Origin of the sequence: Acetobacter ghanensis, assembly GCF_001499675.1 — a bacterium.
In the GTDB taxonomy this organism is placed as follows: Bacteria; Pseudomonadota; Alphaproteobacteria; order Acetobacterales; family Acetobacteraceae; genus Acetobacter; species Acetobacter ghanensis.
Window position 1 is genome coordinate 1,807,879 of the sequence record NZ_LN609302.1, and the last position, 17,689, is coordinate 1,825,567.

Annotated in this window: 14 protein-coding genes; 8 read left to right on the forward strand and 6 right to left on the reverse strand. The window is 49.0% G+C overall.

From position 1 onward, the window contains the following. Positions 1-89: 89 nt before the first annotated feature. The 3 genes from AGA_RS08620 to AGA_RS08630 form a co-directional block, all read right to left on the reverse strand. The gene (locus AGA_RS08620; RefSeq protein WP_083503598.1) at positions 90-2,516 is read right to left on the reverse strand and encodes a TonB-dependent receptor; all 2,427 of its coding nucleotides are present in this window, start codon (positions 2,514-2,516) and stop codon (positions 90-92) included. Positions 2,517-2,641: 125 nt separating this feature from the next. Beyond that, entirely contained in the window at positions 2,642-3,199 is a 558-nt protein-coding gene (locus AGA_RS08625; protein WP_197556473.1) for a MarR family winged helix-turn-helix transcriptional regulator, read from the reverse strand. 176 nt (positions 3,200-3,375) lie between these two features. After that, positions 3,376-4,905, reverse strand: a complete 1,530-nt coding sequence (locus AGA_RS08630) for a UxaA family hydrolase (protein ID WP_059023878.1) — start codon at positions 4,903-4,905, stop codon at positions 3,376-3,378. 122 nt (positions 4,906-5,027) lie between these two features. Between AGA_RS08630 and AGA_RS08635 the strand changes: the two genes are divergently transcribed. Next, a complete protein-coding gene (locus AGA_RS08635) occupies positions 5,028-5,906 on the forward strand; it encodes a LysR substrate-binding domain-containing protein (RefSeq protein WP_059023879.1) in 879 nt (292 codons plus the stop codon). Between the two features lie 164 nt (positions 5,907-6,070). Here the strand turns inward: AGA_RS08635 and AGA_RS08640 are convergent, their stop codons facing one another. Together AGA_RS08640 and AGA_RS08645 are read right to left on the reverse strand one after the other, a co-directional pair. Further along, the gene (locus tag AGA_RS08640; protein ID WP_059023880.1) at positions 6,071-6,769 is read right to left on the reverse strand and encodes a peroxiredoxin-like family protein; all 699 of its coding nucleotides are present in this window, start codon (positions 6,767-6,769) and stop codon (positions 6,071-6,073) included. Between the two features lie 95 nt (positions 6,770-6,864). Continuing rightward, on the reverse strand, positions 6,865-7,719 hold the full coding sequence (locus tag AGA_RS08645; protein WP_231945757.1) for a LysR substrate-binding domain-containing protein: 855 nt from the start codon (positions 7,717-7,719) through the stop codon (positions 6,865-6,867). A 195-nt stretch (positions 7,720-7,914) separates the two neighbouring features. Between AGA_RS08645 and AGA_RS08650 the strand changes: the two genes are divergently transcribed. The 5 genes from AGA_RS08650 to AGA_RS08670 are packed head-to-tail and all read left to right on the forward strand — an operon-like array spanning position 7,915 to position 13,071. After that, positions 7,915-9,006 (forward strand): LLM class flavin-dependent oxidoreductase, encoded by a 1,092-nt coding sequence (locus AGA_RS08650; RefSeq protein WP_059023882.1) that lies wholly within the window; start codon positions 7,915-7,917, stop codon positions 9,004-9,006. 8 nt (positions 9,007-9,014) lie between these two features. Beyond that, on the forward strand, positions 9,015-10,001 hold the full coding sequence (locus tag AGA_RS08655; RefSeq protein WP_059023883.1) for an NAD(P)-dependent oxidoreductase: 987 nt from the start codon (positions 9,015-9,017) through the stop codon (positions 9,999-10,001). 38 nt (positions 10,002-10,039) lie between these two features. Then, the gene (locus tag AGA_RS08660) at positions 10,040-10,834 is read left to right on the forward strand and encodes a class II aldolase/adducin family protein (RefSeq protein ID WP_059023884.1); all 795 of its coding nucleotides are present in this window, start codon (positions 10,040-10,042) and stop codon (positions 10,832-10,834) included. A 27-nt stretch (positions 10,835-10,861) separates the two neighbouring features. Further along, positions 10,862-11,461 carry a cysteine dioxygenase family protein gene (locus AGA_RS08665; RefSeq protein ID WP_059023885.1) on the forward strand — a complete coding sequence of 200 codons (600 nt, stop codon included), beginning with the start codon at positions 10,862-10,864 and terminating at the stop codon, positions 11,459-11,461. Then, positions 11,458-13,071, forward strand: a complete 1,614-nt coding sequence (locus tag AGA_RS08670) for a rhodanese-like domain-containing protein (RefSeq protein ID WP_059023886.1) — start codon at positions 11,458-11,460, stop codon at positions 13,069-13,071. The genes AGA_RS08665 and AGA_RS08670 overlap by 4 nt, the downstream gene beginning before the upstream one ends. An 81-nt stretch (positions 13,072-13,152) precedes the next feature. On the opposite strand, the gene AGA_RS08675 is transcribed toward AGA_RS08670, so the two are convergent. Then, complete coding sequence (locus AGA_RS08675) at positions 13,153-15,618, reverse strand: TonB-dependent receptor (RefSeq protein WP_231945758.1); 2,466 nt, start codon at positions 15,616-15,618, stop codon at positions 13,153-13,155. Between the two features lie 175 nt (positions 15,619-15,793). Between AGA_RS08675 and AGA_RS08680 the strand changes: the two genes are divergently transcribed. Together AGA_RS08680 and AGA_RS08685 are read left to right on the forward strand one after the other, a co-directional pair. Further along, entirely contained in the window at positions 15,794-16,786 is a 993-nt protein-coding gene (locus tag AGA_RS08680) for an ABC transporter substrate-binding protein (protein WP_059023888.1), read from the forward strand. 268 nt (positions 16,787-17,054) lie between these two features. Beyond that, positions 17,055-17,660: a nitroreductase family protein gene (locus AGA_RS08685; protein WP_059023889.1), complete on the forward strand. Its 606-nt coding sequence runs from the start codon at positions 17,055-17,057 to the stop codon at positions 17,658-17,660. Positions 17,661-17,689 lie beyond the last annotated feature (29 nt).

The window sequence follows — 17,689 nt, forward strand, 5'->3', positions numbered from 1 at the left end:
GTATATCATATTAATATTACCTACTATTAGACATATAAATCAGATAAATTAAAAAATATAAAATTTATTATTATAATATTATATTGACCTTACCATTTGGCACTTAAGGTTAGAAAAAACATACGAGGAGCAACAGGAAAGGCGCTATAATTTCCAGAAGTATACGTTGGGGTAAGCGTTGACCATGCTTTAGTATTCGTTAAATTTGTAATATTCCCCTGAACTTTCAGTGATGGAAGATGGGGAATTCCATATATTGTATAGCTAGCATTCATACTGAAGAGAACGTAAGGCGAAGCTTTCAGATCATTTGTATAGGTTGTGAAGCGTTTCCCCATTGTTTCACCAATAAACTGAGCAGAGGCATTGCCCCAGTACGTCGAGGCTACAAATTTTTCTGTCCAATCGGGGATCCCAACCACTTTCTTTCCTGATGTTTGTACAACACTCGATCCATTGCTGTAATTATTATTATATACAGAATGATTATAGGAGAGAGCATTATAAAAGGAAAAATGAGATCCAAACTGCAACGTAAAAGAAAAATCCATGCCATCTGTATTAACAGAACCTACATTTGCCAGTGTAGTTGCAGAACCAACAATGGCCGCATATTGCGGTGTAGTTGCAACTGCTAATAGACGATTTGAAAACCGAACGTGATAATATTCAATCTGCCCTTGCACATCAGTCAAAGGGCCCAGCTTCACATGGTGATGAGAGCGTAGTCCCAGTTCATAAGTCCACGACATTTCCGGTTTTCCATGCCGTGCAAAGTTTTCAAATGCAGCCTGACTTGTGGCTCCCCATGGAGTGGCGTTTCCATAGCCTCCTTGAGAATAAGATCTCATATTTTCCTGAATATTAGCAAACAGTTGCTCATTCTTCGTCATTGACCATAACGCCCCAAACGCAGGAAGGAAGGGCTTTGCTGTAGCCACTGCGCCCCCAGGCACAGTTATGGCGCCAGCAGGTATAAGAGAGCCACTTCTTGCGGCTACAGGTAGTGTCCCATTAGTATAAACCAACTCGGACTTAAATCCTGCGTTGAGGGTGAAATTTCTAGTAACTGCCCAAGTATCCTGTAAATGGACGACCCATGTATTGGTATCAAACTTATTTGTGAAATGATGAATGAGCGGGTCTTGCTGTCGTGCATATGGGGATGTGGGATTGTTAAAACTAAACGCGTACCACCGCCTTGCCTGCGTATCTTCATTCCGTTCGTACCACCCACCAATTTCAATATGATGCGCTCCAATTCTATAATGTAAAGTTGAGGTTATACCGCCTCTATTATCCCAATATTCTGTTGTTCTTGTTGCCAGTCCAGACCCACCGAAAACTTGAGTCATATTCTGCCCTGGAAAATACGTGGAAAAAATAGCCCCTAAACCCGAGACGTCGATTGGAATAGATACTGCCGTTTCACCTAACTCATGGTGATAATACAAGGAGGTATCCCAACTTAGAAACTGGTTGAAGTCATGATGCCACTTTAAATAAGATAAAAAATCCTGCCGTTGTGCAACACTGTAATAACCACGATAATTCAACCCATCGTCACGGTAAGATGCTGAGTTATAATAATTTTTGGCATAATTAATATCTGGGTAAATGGATGGCCGAACGTACAAGCCTTGGCCGTTTGGTAAAAATATTCCATCTTCGTTTGGTTCATCTTTATTAGACCAATTGAAAAACCATGTGATTTTATCATTATCGCTTTTATGAACAAATTTCATATTAACCTGATTTCCGCCCTGATGAGACCCTAAGTCCCACGCTCGAGCATCCTGTCGGGCCCAGGATATATAAGCAGAATTTCCATGCCCCAGATCACCCGTATCAATCCGGGCGAATGTTCTAAATGTTGACCAACTGCCAAACGTCTGGTCCAACTGGCCGCCAGCTTTATGCTTGGGATCGCTGGAAAAAAACTCTAACGTTCCACCCAAGTTAGATGTGGATGCTGTTCCTAAAGCCCCTGCCCCGGTAGATACCGAAGACGATGCTACATTTTCACTAATAACCGCACGTTGCGGGCTTAACCCATTATAATCATTATAGGATTGGTCCCCAAGAGGAATTCCGTCCAAAGTAAATCCCAACTGGTTCTGATTAAATCCATGGATGTAAAGCGAACTATTCCGCTCGTTGTTGCCCCACGGATCGGCATTTGTATAAACGACCCCGGGCAGGATAGACAGAGCTTTGACGGGATTAATACCGGGCAGAATACGCTGAATTTGTGCCTGCTTCATGCTTTGTACAGAACGGGAATGTCGGCCTTGGGCTACAATTTGTTCGACTGTATTGGACCTATCAAGAGGCTTATTCCAATCCAGATTGACGACTGCACTCTTGCCTCCACTCGCTGACAATGATCGCTTTTCAGAAGACTGCGTAATATCCGCAGAAGGCGATGCAAAAGCAGCATGACATGCGGCATTTTCAATTATGATGATGGCTGAGGAGAATAAAAGAGAACGATAGAAACATGAGACACGAAGCATGACCGATATTCTCCTCCAACCGGAAACAAAACGTTATAACATAACATATTGTGATAATTTATTTCCTATCCTTGCAAAATAAGAACTAAATTTTCACTTTTACTTCATGAGAATCTTACGTGCGTTTATCTATGCTTGATTTTTTTATGCATATTAAAATCGAACATAGAGGTTATAGTTTTGTGGTTTACACTCGGTAATTTGGAAATTTTTTCTGCCCGGTTCTTTATTTTATCAAGAACATGCAGGAATGTTTCCAATTGTTCGCTAGAGACGTCTTGCAAAATTTTTTCTCGAACTTTTTCAACAGCATTATCTATTCCACGATGTATGGCCTCCCCTGCTTCGGTCAAAAAAAGCCCTTTAACACGCAAGTCATCTTCAGTCGCTTTTCTTGTAATCAGATGATTTTGTTCTAAAAAATAGATGGCTCGAGAACACGTGGAAATTTCGCTATACAAAAAATTAGAAACTTCAGTTAGCGTACAACCATCTCCCAACTCTACTATTGCTCTCAAAACCAGCCAATGAGGCCTGTTTACGGACATCTGGAATACCGATTTGTTCATGGCATCTATCCACAAACGATTGGTTACATCCAAATGAATACCTACGGCGCAAAAATGTTCTTTTCCCTTGCCCATCGTCTCTCTCGAACAGAATAAACTTGCTTGTGCAAGCATATAGTTATTTTCCGAGCCCAGGCCCATCTTATTGATATTAATTTTAATTAATGATTTTCCTGCCTCTATACAGGCGGTTACGTTTTAATGGGTTATGCGGCCTGCGGCATCTTACAAAAATACTTTATGCCGTAGACCACATTAAAATCATGCTGCAATATTAAAGAAAATAATTATTACATTTGAGCGCCAATCATCCACGGGACGATTTCCTCATTACCAACATTGAGTTCTTCGCTCTTGCTATGCTCGCCTGACGCCATGCGGATAATGGAACGAAAAATGTCTTCACCCATTTCTGTTACGCTGGAATTTCCGTCCAAAATACGGCCACAGTTAATGTCCATATCATCCTGCATACGCTCATACATGGCAGTGTTGGTCGCGAGCTTTATGGTAGGAGCGATCCGAGAGCCAAAACAGGAACCGCGTCCAGTAGTAAACGCCAGAAGCGTTGCACCGCTGGCAATCTGCCCTGTTGCTCCCATGGGGTCATATCCTGGAGCGTCCATAAACAGTAATCCATGGGCGTCAATGGGTTCCGCATATTTGTAAACCCCCTGTAGTGCACTGGAGCCACTTTTTGCGACTGCACCGAGGGATTTTTCCAAAATGGTCGTCAAACCTCCTTTTTTATTCCCTGGCGTGGGGTTGTTATCAATACTGCCATGTTCGCGTTCTGCGTAACGCTCCCACCCGTGGATAATGTCCACAAGTTTTTCACCAATATCGCGCCGCACGGCTCTGCGGGTCAGCAGGTGCTCCGCACCATAAATTTCTGGTGTTTCCGTCAGAATGGCAGAACCGCCATGCGCGACCAAAAGATCAACGGCATGCCCTAAAGCCGGATTGGCCGTAATACCTGAATATCCATCTGATCCGCCACACTGCAAGGCAAGAACAAGATGGGACAGAGGAAGCGGTTCACGCTTAACATCATTGATTTCAGGAAGAATTTTTTCAATGGCAGCAATGCCGGCCTCCACAGTATTCTGTGTTCCGCCTTCCTCCTGCATGACAAGAGGGATCAGACGTGCGCCCGGACGCACTTTTTCTGTCATGAATATAGCGTCCATTTGGTTTGCTTCACAACCGAGCCCAATAACCAGAACGGCTGCAAAGTTTGGATGCACCACATAACCACCAATTGTCCGCCTGAGTTGCTGAATACCTTCTCCTTTAGTGTCGATGCAGCACCCAAAGCCATGCGTAACGGGGATAACCCCGTCAATATTGGGATACTGGTCTAGGATATCTGAACGAACAAAATGTTCGGCAATCTTCTTGACTGTTGTTGCTGAACAATTAACCGTACTGACAATACCAATGAGGTTGCGGGTCGCCCCACGCCCATCCGGACGTAAATAACCGTTAAAAGTCAGGTGGTCCGTAACCTCCAGCGGAGGCTTTACCCCTTGGCCAAAAGCATAGTCACGCGCAAAGTCATGGCCCATAGAGAGATTCTGGACGTGTACATGTTGGCCGGGTTCAATATCCTGTGTGGCAAACCCTATTATCTGACCATATTTGTGAACGGGGTCACCGCGATGGATTTCTCGTAAGGCAACTTTATGCCCACCAGGTATCTCTGTAGCCGTGCGTACCCCGCCTGCATCTTGCAGGATACTACCAGCAGGTAGTGTCTCTCTGGCTATGGCAACATCGTCCAAAGGGTTTAATTTTATAATGCTTGCATTCTCGGACATCTTTCTAACTCCTTTTGAATTCCCCGCTTAATTCATAAAGCCAATTTGAAATTCAGTGGGTTGAAATCGCTGCACCTGTCTGTCAAAGTTTTTTCACCAATGCTTCAAACTGAAAGCTTCAGATGCAACGCCGCCTCCCGCCCCTGAACACGCTTTACGCGTTTGAAAGTGCAGTCAGGCACCGGTCGTTCAGCAAAGCTGCGGAGGAATTGCTGCTTACACGCAGTGCGGTCAGCCATCGCATCAAGCTTTTGGAAGAACTAACCGGCTTTGCCCTATTTCACAGGTATGGACGTTCATTGGTCCTTAGTTCGGCCGGAGAAGCATATATTATCGCTGTACGCCACGCCCTTGCTGCGCTTGAGGAGGTAAAACTCCCTCGCTTGGCCTACGAAAGCGAAACCAGCATTACAATCAGCACCCCACCGTCTTTTGCCCGCCTAATTTTATGGCCTGCAATCCAGGATTTTACACAAGAATATCCCGAGGCTCAGATCAGTATTGAACTCAGTTCTTCCGGGTTGGACGTTAAGACGGAAGATGCGGATATTTACATTCGCTTCGGAACCGGAAATTACCCCGGCATGAAAAGTATCATGTTCATGAAATCAGATATTTTTCCTGCCGCCACGCCCGATTTCGTAACCCGGCATAGTCTTTCCACGGCAGAAGACCTAGCCCATTGCACCTTGCTTAGAAGCCCACTGGAGCCGTGGAAGCCGTGGTTTGTTGCTGCGAATCTGCCGTGGCCCGAACCTGCTGATGGTCCACATTTTGGTGATTTTGCCATGATGTATCAGGCTGCCCAAGAAGGAATGGGGGTGGCTTTGGTGCGGTCCTCGTTACTCGATCACTTTGACCCCAGCTCACAGTTGGTCCCGATTACTCATATTCGGGCCACTCCCGAATATGGATATTATCTTGTTTACCGAGAAGATAAGATCGAAAATGAGATGATACGCCTTTTTCTGGAGTGGGTCGGCAAAGACATGCGAGCCTAATAAGCCCGCATTTCAGACTGTTTAAAATTGGACAATAAGGATGGCATTCCGTAAAATGGCATCCTTATTGCTTACCGAACAATCCCAGATACCGTGAAGGCCTCTGACATTTTCGCCGGAATTCCTCCTGCCGGCTTGTGAAGAACGAACTTCCCTAAATTCGATCAAGCCGCGTGGGATGCCTCCCCTTTGTTTAGGCCCAGTGCAGCGATTACCTGCTCACTTTCTGTTCGGTCCATCCAGTCAGGCGATACATCGGCAAATTGAATAACGTGTTCTGGCCCCACGACCAATACCGCAGGTTTGGGCAGTTCCCACACATCATCAAGACCATTTATATCTAGGCTTTTTCCTCCCTTGGAGGTGGCGGCCTGACACGATGCGGCGTCAAATCTGTAAGTAATGCCGAGTGCACGAGACAATTCTAGCTTGGTGTCAGAAGCAACTGGGAATGGTAGTTTATGGCGCGTAACAATTTCTGAAAGTGCAGATACTGGCTGAGGTGAAATTGCCAATAACGGAATGCCTGCAGCCATAAGCGTCGGCCAAAGCGTATCACGATAATGCGGAAGAGCAATGTTGCAGGCAGGGCAACCAGCAAAGCGGAAAAATACCAGCACAACTGGGCCATTTGCTACCAGATTACTTAACGAAACCTGGCCACCATCGACAGTCGGCAATGTGAAGGGAGGAATTCTATCCCCCTTCTGCACAGCATGTAAGGTTTGCCTGTGCTCACGCACGAGAAGAGCGCGCTGGTTAACATTGACGGCCAAGGCCTCAGGCGTCCATGTCTGCTCACGTTCTTGTTCCAAAGCCAGAAATTTTGCACGTAGAGGACCCAAAGTTACGGATGATGACATGACATACCTCACGTTAAATATCAGAACATTCTGACCCTGCCGTAAGTTTACCCTGTCGCAAAAAGAGTTCTTTTCATCCGTTCCTTGAGTATCTTTCAACCACCTGCGGCTACTGCCAACAGGTCGCCTAGATCGTTAGCCGCGTCTGACAAATGATTGCGGCGCACAAGAATGGTCTCAATTTCTGGCACCGTCGGCAAGGTATCACTTGTAATAGTCGGTAAGCCCTCCGCCATGGCAAAGCGACGCGTACGGCAACTGATGCCAAGCCCTCCCCGCACTCCGGCCCGCATTGCAGGGAGATTGGGTGTTTCCAGAACCAGTCGGTAATCCCGTCGTTCCTGCGTTAAAACACGAAGCACGGCATCACGAAAGCGGCAAGGCGGTTCAAGAAGAACCAGAGGCAATTCAGCTTGTTCCGCAATGCCCGGATCTCCGATCCACGCCATGCTATCACGTCCGACAATGTCCCATCTCGCACCGGACCGATCCCCATGTTGCCCAAGGCAGAGCACCATATCCAGCCGTGAGCGATCGAACATCTCCAGCAATTCTGCGGACCCGCCAACACGTACCACCAACCGTGACCGAGGGTGCGCAAGACGAAATTGGCCGAGCACATCGGGGAGAATAGTGTCTGCAAAATCCTGCACCATGCCGACACTGATCGGCTCTGGTTCAGAATCCTGCCCCAACGTGCTCATTATCCGGTCATTCAAGGCAAGAAGCTGGCGCGCATAATTCACCAGTTCTTCGCCTATGGGCGTAAGGATTAACCGCCGCCCATCACGACGGAAAAGCTTTTGCTGGAGCACATCCTCCAGCCGCTTCATCTGTAAACTTAGAGCAGATTGGGTGAGAAAAATTGTCTCCGTAGCCTGTGCCATGGAACCTGCTTCCACAATGGCGACAAAGGAGCGCAGCAACTCCGTTGGCACGTTACGCGCCATACGCTGCGGCAGAAAAAGTCCTGCAGAAGAATGAGCAGATTGTGACATGTGCAGCCTCTGGTCTCAGCCTCGGTCGGGCACTCATATTAACGCGGATGAAGTGCGTCTTGAGCATTCCTTGCTTGATTTACCATACTTTTCAAGTGTTAATTTTCAAACAACACAACAATATAGTGATATATGCAGGAGTCCATCATGCCCGTTGAATTCATTGGCTATATCGGCAGCCGCAATCAGTCCGAAATTATCCCACCCACAGGGCCCAGTGTTAACCCTAAACATATTGAACTTGCAGCAAAAATTCATGAAATTGCAGGCTTTGACCGTGCTCTTGTAGCCTTTCACTCCAATTCACCCGAAAGTATTTTGGTGGCGCAACATGCTGCGACCACCGCCCCGGATCTCGGATTATTGATCGCCCATCGTCCCGGTTTCAATGCCCCCACCATCGCGGCACGACAATTTGCAACACTGGATAATATCACCAAAGGTCGTATTGCCGTTCATATCATCACTGGAGGCAGTGATTTAGAATTGCAGGCAGATGGTGACCATACCACCAAGGTGGAACGATATGCCCGGACCAGCGAATATCTCGACATAGTGCGCCGCGAATGGAGCGAGACTGCGCCCTTTGACTACAAAGGGGTATTCTATGATGTGCATGGGGCGAATTCTCTGGTTCATCCGTATAAGGATAGCGGGATCCCGATCTATTTTGGCGGGTCCTCCCCAGAGGCCATAGAAGTTGCTGGCAGGCACGCGGATGTTTACGCCCTATGGGGGGAAACATATGAACAGGTCGCCGAAACGGTTACCCGTGTTCGCGCAGCTGCGGCAAAGCATGGTAGGTCGCCCCGTTTTTCTTTGTCACTCCGCCCGGTACTGGCCGAGACGGAAGAAGCCGCATGGACCAAAGCCGATCGCATCCTCGAAAAAGCGCGCTCTTTGCAGGACAAAACAGGCTTTACCCGTGCGGCCGACATTCCCAACGAAGGCTCTCGCCGCTTGCTTGCTGCGGCGGCACAGGGGAGCCGTCTGGATAAAAGATTATGGACAGGCATAGCGGCCCTAACAGGTGCAAAAGGCAATTCCACCTCGTTGGTGGGGACGCCGGAGCAGGTTGCTGGAGCTCTGATCGACTATTACCGTTTGGGCATCTCCACGTTCCTCATCCGTGGGTTCGACCCTCTACTAGATGCTTATGAATATGGACGGGATCTAATTCCACTCGTGCGGCAACTTGTGACGACGGAAGATGCGCGCAGCCCTGCAAAGGCAGCCTAGGGTAAGCCATGACTACCTCGGCAGCCCGTCCCCTGCTTGTGGACCAGATAGGTGGGCCTATTGCCCATCTTCTGGCGGATTACACAGAACAAGTGCGCGTTATCTCTGGCGATTGCGAGAACGCAGCGCCATGGGATGTGCAAGGGGCGGATATTCTGTTTACCCGTCCTTCCCGCGCATGGGCCAATGCGCCTTCCTCGCCTCCAATAGCGTGGCAAAAAGGACCTCGATGGGTACAAATCGCCTCTACTGGTATCGACTGCTTTCCCAAATGGGTAACAGAAGGTCGCCTTGTTACCTGCGGACGTGGTGATGCTGCAACGCCAATTGCGGAATACGTTATAGCGTCACTCCTCCATCATGAACGGCAGATCGACACGCTCCACCCTGCGTCCCCAAAGGAATGGGAGACTATGATTGCGCCGTTTCGCCAGAACCCAGTGACCGGCACCCTACGGGGACGGAACCTCGGACTGGCGGGCTATGGCGCAATAGGGCGCGCAGTTGCCAATTTGGCCAGTGCTTTTGGCATGAACATCCATGTATTGCGACGGGAGCCGTGGGAAGGAGAGACTAACGGCGTTCAGCCTGTTCAGTCTCTCTCCGAGCTGTTTCGTGTGTCTGATCATCTCGTTCTGGCCATGCCACTTACGCCTGACACACGACACATTGTTGGCGCTGACGTTCTGCGGCAGGCCCGACCGGGATTGCACCTGGTCAACGTTGCGCGCGGAGCCCTGATTGATCAGGAAGCCCTACTCCGAGCATTGAATAATGGTCGTCCGGCCTTTGCCTCACTGGATGTGACCACGCCCGAACCGCTCCCTGAGGGGCATCCATTTTACACTCACCCGCGTATCCGCCTGACACCACACATTAGTTGGGTTGGCCCGTCAGTCCGAGACAACCTCGTTCGGCGCATCCGCACAAATCTTACACATTTTCTTCAAGGCAAACCTCTCATCGATACCGTTGATCCCGCCCGCGGCTATTGAACAGCGCTACGGGCAACACCAGAAACGAGGATACCCCCATGAACGCCCCTCCCCCTGTCTCTGCACCAAAAGCTCGTTCTTTCCGCCTTGAACCACGTGCACCAGCCTCATCCCATGCAGAGGAGCGTCTGCACCGCAAGCAGCGTCTTGCAGCCACGTTCCGCCTGTTCGGGCGTTACGGCTTTGATCAGGGGTTAGCTGGGCATGTTACTGCGCGTGACCCGGAATTTCCGGAACAATACTGGATCAATCCACTTGGAGTTCACTTCTCACAAATTCGTACCTCTGACCTCCAGCTTGTGGATCATGACGGTAATATTCTCATCGGTAATCGTCCTATCAATACAGCAGGTTTCACAATTCATTCCGCCCTGCACAAAGCGCGCCCCGATGTTATTGCGGCCGCACACACACATTCCACCTACGGCAAAGCTTTTTCTACACTTGGCACGCCTTTATTGCCCCTGACGCAGGATTCCTGCGCTTTTTATGAAGATCATTCCGTCTTTGATCCTTTTTCGGGCGTTGTTCTTGATGATGGTGAAGGAGAGCGTCTGGCAAAAACTCTTGGCCAGCATAAAGCCATCATTCTGCAAAACCACGGTTTGTTAACGGTCGGAAATTCCGTGGAAGCCGCAGCATGGTGGTTCATCACCATGGATAATGCCGCCCATGCACAATTGCTGGCGCAGGCTGCGGGCACCGTCAAACCGATTGCACCCGAGATCGCCCGCAAGACAGCCGCTCAGGTGGGCACAGATCTTGGAGGATATTTCTCCTTTCAGCCTCTGTGGGATTGGATTGTGGCGCAGGAACCCAACCTTCTGGACTAATTTCTCCAACGTGAATGTGAGAAAACCATGACCGCAATTTCTCCACTGCGTGACTTCATTGTAGAATTCACGAGAATACATGACTCCCCTCTTCCTACACTGGCACTCCAGACCAAGGGGGCCTCTCTTTTAGAAAAGCTGATCTCGCGGGATGACTGGCTACCAGAAGAATTCGCCCGCCCCAGCCCGGAGCGTTACAGCCAATACCTGCTCCATTGTGACCCTCTTGAACGCTTCTCGGTTGTCAGTTTTGTATGGGGACCGGGGCAAAAAACCCCCTTACATGACCACCGCGTGTGGGGGCTCATTGGGATGCTGCGCGGACGCGAAAGCGAGACCCAATTTGTGCGAGACACCGATGACCATTTCCACGCAACAGAAACAAGGTTTCTTGACCCAGGCGAAGTCACCATCTTAACCCCGGACGTCAATGACTATCATCTGGTAGCAAATGCCTTTGATGACCAGACATCCATCTCCATTCACGTCTATGGCGCCAATATCGGTGGTGTAGCCCGTGCCACCTACGACCCGGATACCGGGCAAGAGAAGGCATTCATCTCCGGTTACTCCAACGAAGAAATACCCAACCTGTGGGATCGCTCCCGCGAAAGGAAAGCAGCATGAACACGCTTGCTCCCAGGAATACCCTGCTTGCCGAAACATCTTCCGAGACTGTCCGGGAGCAATTACGGAACAAGAAAGAAGTTGCTCTTGTTGATGTGCGTGAAGAAGCTCATTATGCAGCCGGGCATCCACTTTTTGCCATTAATCTCCCCTTGGGTCGCATAGAAGAACGCGTGGCAGGGCTTATCCCACGCCATACTGCTCCTATTGTGCTTTATGATAATGGAGAAGGCCTAATCCACCTCGCTGCCACACGCCTCCAACGGTTGGGATACACCAACGTTTCCGTTCTTGCAGGCGGACTAGATGGCTGGCGTGCATCTGGTGGCGAACTGTTTATCGATGTGAACGTGCCTTCAAAAGCATTTGGGGAACTAGTCGAGCATGTTCGGCAAACGCCTTCCCTTCCTGCTGAAGACGTCCATGCCCATATTGCCCGTGGGGATGACCTGGTCATTCTCGATGCGAGGCGCTTTATGGAATACAACGTGATGTCCATACCCGGTGGCCGCTCCTTGCCCGGAGGGGAATTGGCGCTACGTATCCGCGATATCGCCCCATCGCCAGAAACAACTGTCATCATTAACTGCGCTGGGCGCACCCGCTCAATTATTGGCACCCAGTCGCTTGTCAACGCCAACATCCCTAACCCGGTCTTTGCTCTGCGCAATGGTACAATCGGGTGGACACTAGCCGGTTTTGAACTGGAACACGGGGCATCCCGAAAGGCAGATAGCCTTACTGACCGCAACCACAAACAAGCTCGCCTGAAAGCACAGGAACTGGCGAACCGTACAGGCGTGCGGGTTATCACACCACAACAGTTGAGGGGGCTGGAAAAAGATCAAAAGCGCACACTCTATCGTCTGGATGTACGCTCCCCAGAAGAATATGAAGCAGGTCATCTGTCTGGTTTTCGCTCAGCACCGGGGGGCCAGTTGGTTCAGGCGACTGATGAATGGGTTGGTGTCCGCCATGGCACTATTGTACTGACTGATACAGACGGTGTTCGCGCCCGTATGGCTGGCCATTGGCTAAGTCAGTTAGGATGGCAGGAAGTTTATGTGCTTGATGACTGGTCAGACGTGCCGCAAAATTACGGCCCAGAACCAGTATTCCCTGTGCATTCTTTGCCTCCTGTGCCCACACTCACCAATGACGAACTGGCCGATGCACTTTCTGGTTCCAATCCACCATTACTGCTTGACCTTGCAACCAGCCCAGTTTTCCATAAAGCCCATATTCCGGGGGCTTTTTTTATAATTCCTGCCAATCTCACGGCTCATGACCTCGTGCATAAAGCGCAGGACGTAGTGTTGACCTCCCCCGATGGCCTTGCCGCGCATATTGCCGCCGCGCATTTGCAGGAAGTCGGTATTGCTGCCCGTATTCTGGAAGGCGGTACAAATGGTTGGAAAGCTACTGGACGGCCAGTTGAGACCGGTCTTTCAAACAAGAACAGCCTTTCCGAGCCCATTGATGCTTACAAACGCCCCTATGAAGGAACGGATAACGCCAAAACGGCAATGCAGGCTTATCTGGACTGGGAGTTCGGGCTTGTCGCACAACTGGAACGTGATGGAACACATGGCTTTTCTGTTCTGGAATAACGTGTCTACACCTGTGAACGGATAAGGGGAGAGTGATTAATCACTCTCCCCTTTTTTGCAGCGGCTCCGTGATGTCCGCTCTCAGAGCGTAAAGCGGGCTGTCACATAAATGGTGCGAGGGTCGGCAAAATAACCCGTGTAATAAACAGGCACACCATTACCCTGTGCAAAGGATGTGCCCTGTAGGTACCGGCGATCAAGCAAATTCCGCGCCTGCGCCTGTATCTGCCAGCGTGAGTCAGGGCTGGACCAACTCATCATGGCATTAACATAAGTCTGCGCAGGAATACGATCCTGAGGGTTGGCCAGTGATGTTGTATGCATTCCGGTCTGGAAAGATACATCCGCACCGATATGAAACGTCCCCGGTAGATTGACCGGAATACGGTATGTCAGAGATCCAGCTGTCTGAAAACGTGGTGCCCATGGCAACGGCGCACCCGCATAGGGTGTTGTGTTGTAAGCACTCCCATCCGCTAGAGTAATATGGCTGGCCTGCCCCTTGAACTTGTCCAACACTGAGTAAAGATAGGACGCAGTATAATGCAGATCCAGATCGCGGGTAATCTTTACAGACGTTTCAATTTCAGCTCCAGCGGAATGCCCCTTCCCTGCATTAAACCTGCGGCTAAGCCCAGTGGAAGGGTCGGTTGTGGTTAACTGAATATCGTCGAACTGATTCCAGAACAGCGCACCATTAAACCGCACGCGGCCGGGGATTGGGTCGGACTTTACGCCGACTTCGTACGTCGTAACAATTTCTGGTCGGAAGGGAAGAGAGGCCTGAAGGCTGCCACTGGCAGACGGAGACTGCGCCCGGAAATCATAACCCGCTGATTTTCCTCCCTGCGAAATGGAAACATAAGTCATTAGCTGTGGCAGAGCCTGCCACGTAAGAGACCCTTTGGGGAGAAGTTGTATCCAGCTCCCTTGTGCAGCCGTTTGCCACGCTATGCCGCCCTCCGGGGTGGACAAAAGAAGGGTTGAGAGCTGGTTCGCCACTGTGGTGATATGATTGCCACCCGCAAGATAACTGAGAGTTTCGGAATTTGAGTGGTTTTCCCAGTTAAAACGCAAACCTGCGGTAAAAGTCAGCTTAGGCGTAATGTGGTAGTGTGCTTCTCCATACACTGCCCAGTTCCGATTCAGCTGGTCAATAACTGCATTAACCGGAAAATACTGTATTTGTGCCGGGTCGTTCGTCAGTGTACCATAAGGGTTGTTCGCATTACGGCTGGTATACCAATCCTCGTATAAAAAGTAGGCTCCGACGTTAAAATCGACTTTCCCATAATCACCATGCAGCCGCAGTTCTTCGGAATACATCCGATCCTTATAGATTAACTGCTGGGATGACCTTGAATAAATATCGCCAAAATTATCGTACATCCCTTTATCATTATACCCACGAATTCCTGTAATTGAATACAATGTGAGACGTGGTGATATTGTATAACGAATATTCCCGGTAAATCCTACTTCAGCATAACTGTTCTTTGGGTAAGCAGGATTGTAGTTTCCAAACTTGTAAGTATTCAAAAGATTGCCTGCACCCCGGTTTGTGCTGCCGTCGACCGTGCCATCAAAGGCCAATGTGATGTCCCAATTTTCATTGGGTGTAAAACGGAGCTTTCCGCGCCCCTGTGTATAGTCAATATTGTTGACACCCTTGCCAACCGTGTAATTGTGGTCGATGGCTCCACGTGCGTGATGGTCAAAGGCAAAGCTGCCAAAAACCTTGTCTCGCAGGATGGCGCCACTAGCCGCTAACGCAATCTGCCATTCGTTGTAGGTACCATAACCAGTCTGTACAACAACGCGTCGTTTGTTTGTTGGCACAATGGTATTGATGTGAACAGCTCCGCCTTCGGACTGATGCCCGAGGGATGTTACAGGACCACGGTCGATCTGAATATTTTCGACATCAAGCAGCTCCTGCATATTCCCCATATTGCGTGGCAAATAAACACCATCAATGTAGGTACCCACGGAAGGCTCGCCCTGAGGGTCGATCTCGCCTATTCCGCGAATAAAGTAATTTGTTACCGAATAGCCAGGCATATTATTGGGAATGTAAAGATTGGGCGTCAGTCTGGCGAGTTGCTTTGTACTCTGCACACCCAAACGCTCCAGTCGGGCTGCGGAGAGCAACGAGGCAGAAGCCGGTGTTTTCTGCAGCACTGCATCCTTGTGAGCAGTTCTGTTTTTGCCTGATACGCTAATTGTTTCCCCCTGTGCCGCGGCATACAGAGCACGCGGGGGCTTTACCGAGCGTCCCGGCTTTTTTGTTATGCTCCTATTACTTGCCACTCCGGTGGACGATGAAGGTTGGGGGCGTATTTCCGCAGCCAACAGTTCCTGCGCAGACATTAAGAAAAGCGTAGCACAGAACGTTGTTTGAAACAGGAAAGAGACGTGGAAACGCCGGTTTCCAACACGCTCAAAATAAAGTGTGCCTTGCTGTACATACATTGTTATTTCTGTCTCGCCTGCAAGAGTAAAAAAGAGGAAGAACAGATACGTTCTTTCTTTTCCGGTATCTCTCAAGCGGAGTCATATCGTCTATTAACTAATATCAAAGGCAGAATTGACAATAACTTCCATTTTTTCGGATCTATAAAGTAACGCCAATATGACGGAAAAGAATTTTTCATACTTAGAAAATCAAGAATAGTGACAGAATCACCATGACATCGGCCACAACAGTCCAGACGAGACATATATGATTTTCCTACAAAAATACCTACCTCGCCGTCACTTCGGTTTGGGAGCGCTTGCATTTTTAGGTAATGCGGGCCTGCTCAGTACAAGCCTAGCCTCTGCATCTGATTTTTCTTCTGTAACACTGCGTGTTGCCAGTTTTAGAGGGATGGATTCCACAATTCTTCCTGCCACAGGACTTGCTGATTTTCCGTATAAAGTAGAATTCAGCGAATTCAATTCAGGCAATCTCATTGCACAGGCGATCAATGCCAATGCCATTGACCTTGGTGGCTGGAGCGAAATTCCTCTCGTTTTTATTGCCGCCGCAAAAGCAAATGTAAAAGTTGTTGCCACCATGGATGGTCCCACGACTAATCAGGCCGTTGTTGTTCCAACCAACTCGACAGTGCGTTCTTTTGCCGACCTACGCGGTAAGAAAATTGGTTACATCCGCTCCACAACGGCCCATTACTTTCTAATCCGGATGCTCCAGCAGGTTGGTCTGACGCTTGCAGATATAAAACCAGTGCCTTTAGGCATGAGCCAAGGGCTTACGGCATTTAAATCCGGCAGTCTCGATGCGTGGGCAACTTATGGGTATGTTATCCCGTTGCTGCAAGCCGATGGATCTGCACGTATTCTGGAAAGTGCGGAAAAGATTCTGTCAGGACATTATTTTATTGGTGCTAATCCTGAAAAACTTTCCAATCCTGCTTTTCAGGCCGCAGCCGCAGATTACATACTGCGCCTTGGCAAAGCCTATGCACGCCTGACACAAAACAAGCCGCAATGGGCCAAAGTTGTTGCACCAGTCATTCAAGTTCCAGAAGGCATTGTTCTTCGGGACTTGAACGAACAGAACCGTGCCTACTCTCCCCGCCCATGGAATGCCAATGACATTCAAAGCGCTCTCTCCGTTGCTGATGTTTTTATTCAGCAGGGTCTGATTACTCCCAACCTTACTCTGGAACAGGTCTTTTCCAATGCATTGTTTCCACTTTTATCGGGATAAATGAATGTGGAATTCGGTATAAAATATTTGGGAAAATCTTATTATATTAATGAATATTCAAAAATTTATTACTGTTTAAATCCACACACTCAATCACTTAAAATTTCTCGTTATCAGAAAGATAAGATACTCGTCCAAAATGAAGTTCCTACCGTTCAGGAGGAATTTTGTGAACCCAAGAGGAATGCCACGCCAAGCTTACCGTCATTTTGGTAGCGTTTGCACAAATTCTAATCCTGCACAATTCACTCTGGGAAACGCAAATCCGATGTCCTTATCCATTAACCGTAAAGCAGCTCCAACAGTTGCCCCTTTCATCCTCAACCGCTGGTCCCCTCGAGCCTTCACTCCTGATGAAATAACACAAGCAGAGCTCCTGAGTATTCTCGACGCTGGACGTTGGGCACCTTCGGCTTATAACGCGCAGCCTTGGCGGTTTATCTATGCCCATCGCAACACGCCTGATTGGGAGCGTTTTCTGTCATGGTTTATTCCCTTCAACCGATCATGGGCAGAAAATGCTTCTGCCATCGTCTATATTGCATCCAGATCGGTCATCGACAGTTCAAGCACCGATGAGCCTGTTGAGCTACCCAGCCACGCTTTTGATGCCGGTGCCGCGAGTATTCTGATTCAGTTGCAGGCAAACCAGAACGGGTGGTTCGCTCGCCCAGTGAGTGGTTTTGATAAAAGCCTTGCCCATGCTGGTTTGGAACTTCCAGAAGACCACATTGTGCATGCTGCTCTTGTTATTGGGCATCGTGGGAAGGTTTCGCAGCTCCCAGAAAATCTTCAGGCAAAAGAACAGCCATCCAACCGTGTTCCGCTTGCATCTATCGCGTTTGAAGGACGGCTTATCCATAAAACTCTATAACTATCGCATAAGCGAACCCAGTTTCGGGT

What these genes read in the sequence shown, in the direction of transcription:
- AGA_RS08640 (WP_059023880.1), bottom strand. Translation starts at nt 6,769, where the DNA reads ATGTCATCATCCGTAACTTTGGGTCCTCTACGTGCAAAATTTCTGGCT.
- AGA_RS08620 (WP_083503598.1), bottom strand. Translation starts at nt 2,516, where the DNA reads ATGCTTCGTGTCTCATGTTTCTATCGTTCTCTTTTATTCTCCTCAGCC.
- AGA_RS08650 (WP_059023882.1), top strand. Translation starts at nt 7,915, where the DNA reads ATGCCCGTTGAATTCATTGGCTATATCGGCAGCCGCAATCAGTCCGAA.
- AGA_RS08625 (WP_197556473.1), bottom strand. Translation starts at nt 3,199, where the DNA reads ATGCTTGCACAAGCAAGTTTATTCTGTTCGAGAGAGACGATGGGCAAG.
- AGA_RS08635 (WP_059023879.1), top strand. Translation starts at nt 5,028, where the DNA reads ATGCAACGCCGCCTCCCGCCCCTGAACACGCTTTACGCGTTTGAAAGT.
- AGA_RS08630 (WP_059023878.1), bottom strand. Translation starts at nt 4,905, where the DNA reads ATGTCCGAGAATGCAAGCATTATAAAATTAAACCCTTTGGACGATGTT.
- AGA_RS08685 (WP_059023889.1), top strand. Translation starts at nt 17,055, where the DNA reads ATGTCCTTATCCATTAACCGTAAAGCAGCTCCAACAGTTGCCCCTTTC.
- AGA_RS08655 (WP_059023883.1), top strand. Translation starts at nt 9,015, where the DNA reads ATGACTACCTCGGCAGCCCGTCCCCTGCTTGTGGACCAGATAGGTGGG.
- AGA_RS08645 (WP_231945757.1), bottom strand. Translation starts at nt 7,719, where the DNA reads ATGGCGCGTAACGTGCCAACGGAGTTGCTGCGCTCCTTTGTCGCCATT.
- AGA_RS08680 (WP_059023888.1), top strand. Translation starts at nt 15,794, where the DNA reads ATGATTTTCCTACAAAAATACCTACCTCGCCGTCACTTCGGTTTGGGA.
- AGA_RS08665 (WP_059023885.1), top strand. Translation starts at nt 10,862, where the DNA reads ATGACCGCAATTTCTCCACTGCGTGACTTCATTGTAGAATTCACGAGA.
- AGA_RS08670 (WP_059023886.1), top strand. Translation starts at nt 11,458, where the DNA reads ATGAACACGCTTGCTCCCAGGAATACCCTGCTTGCCGAAACATCTTCC.
- AGA_RS08660 (WP_059023884.1), top strand. Translation starts at nt 10,040, where the DNA reads ATGAACGCCCCTCCCCCTGTCTCTGCACCAAAAGCTCGTTCTTTCCGC.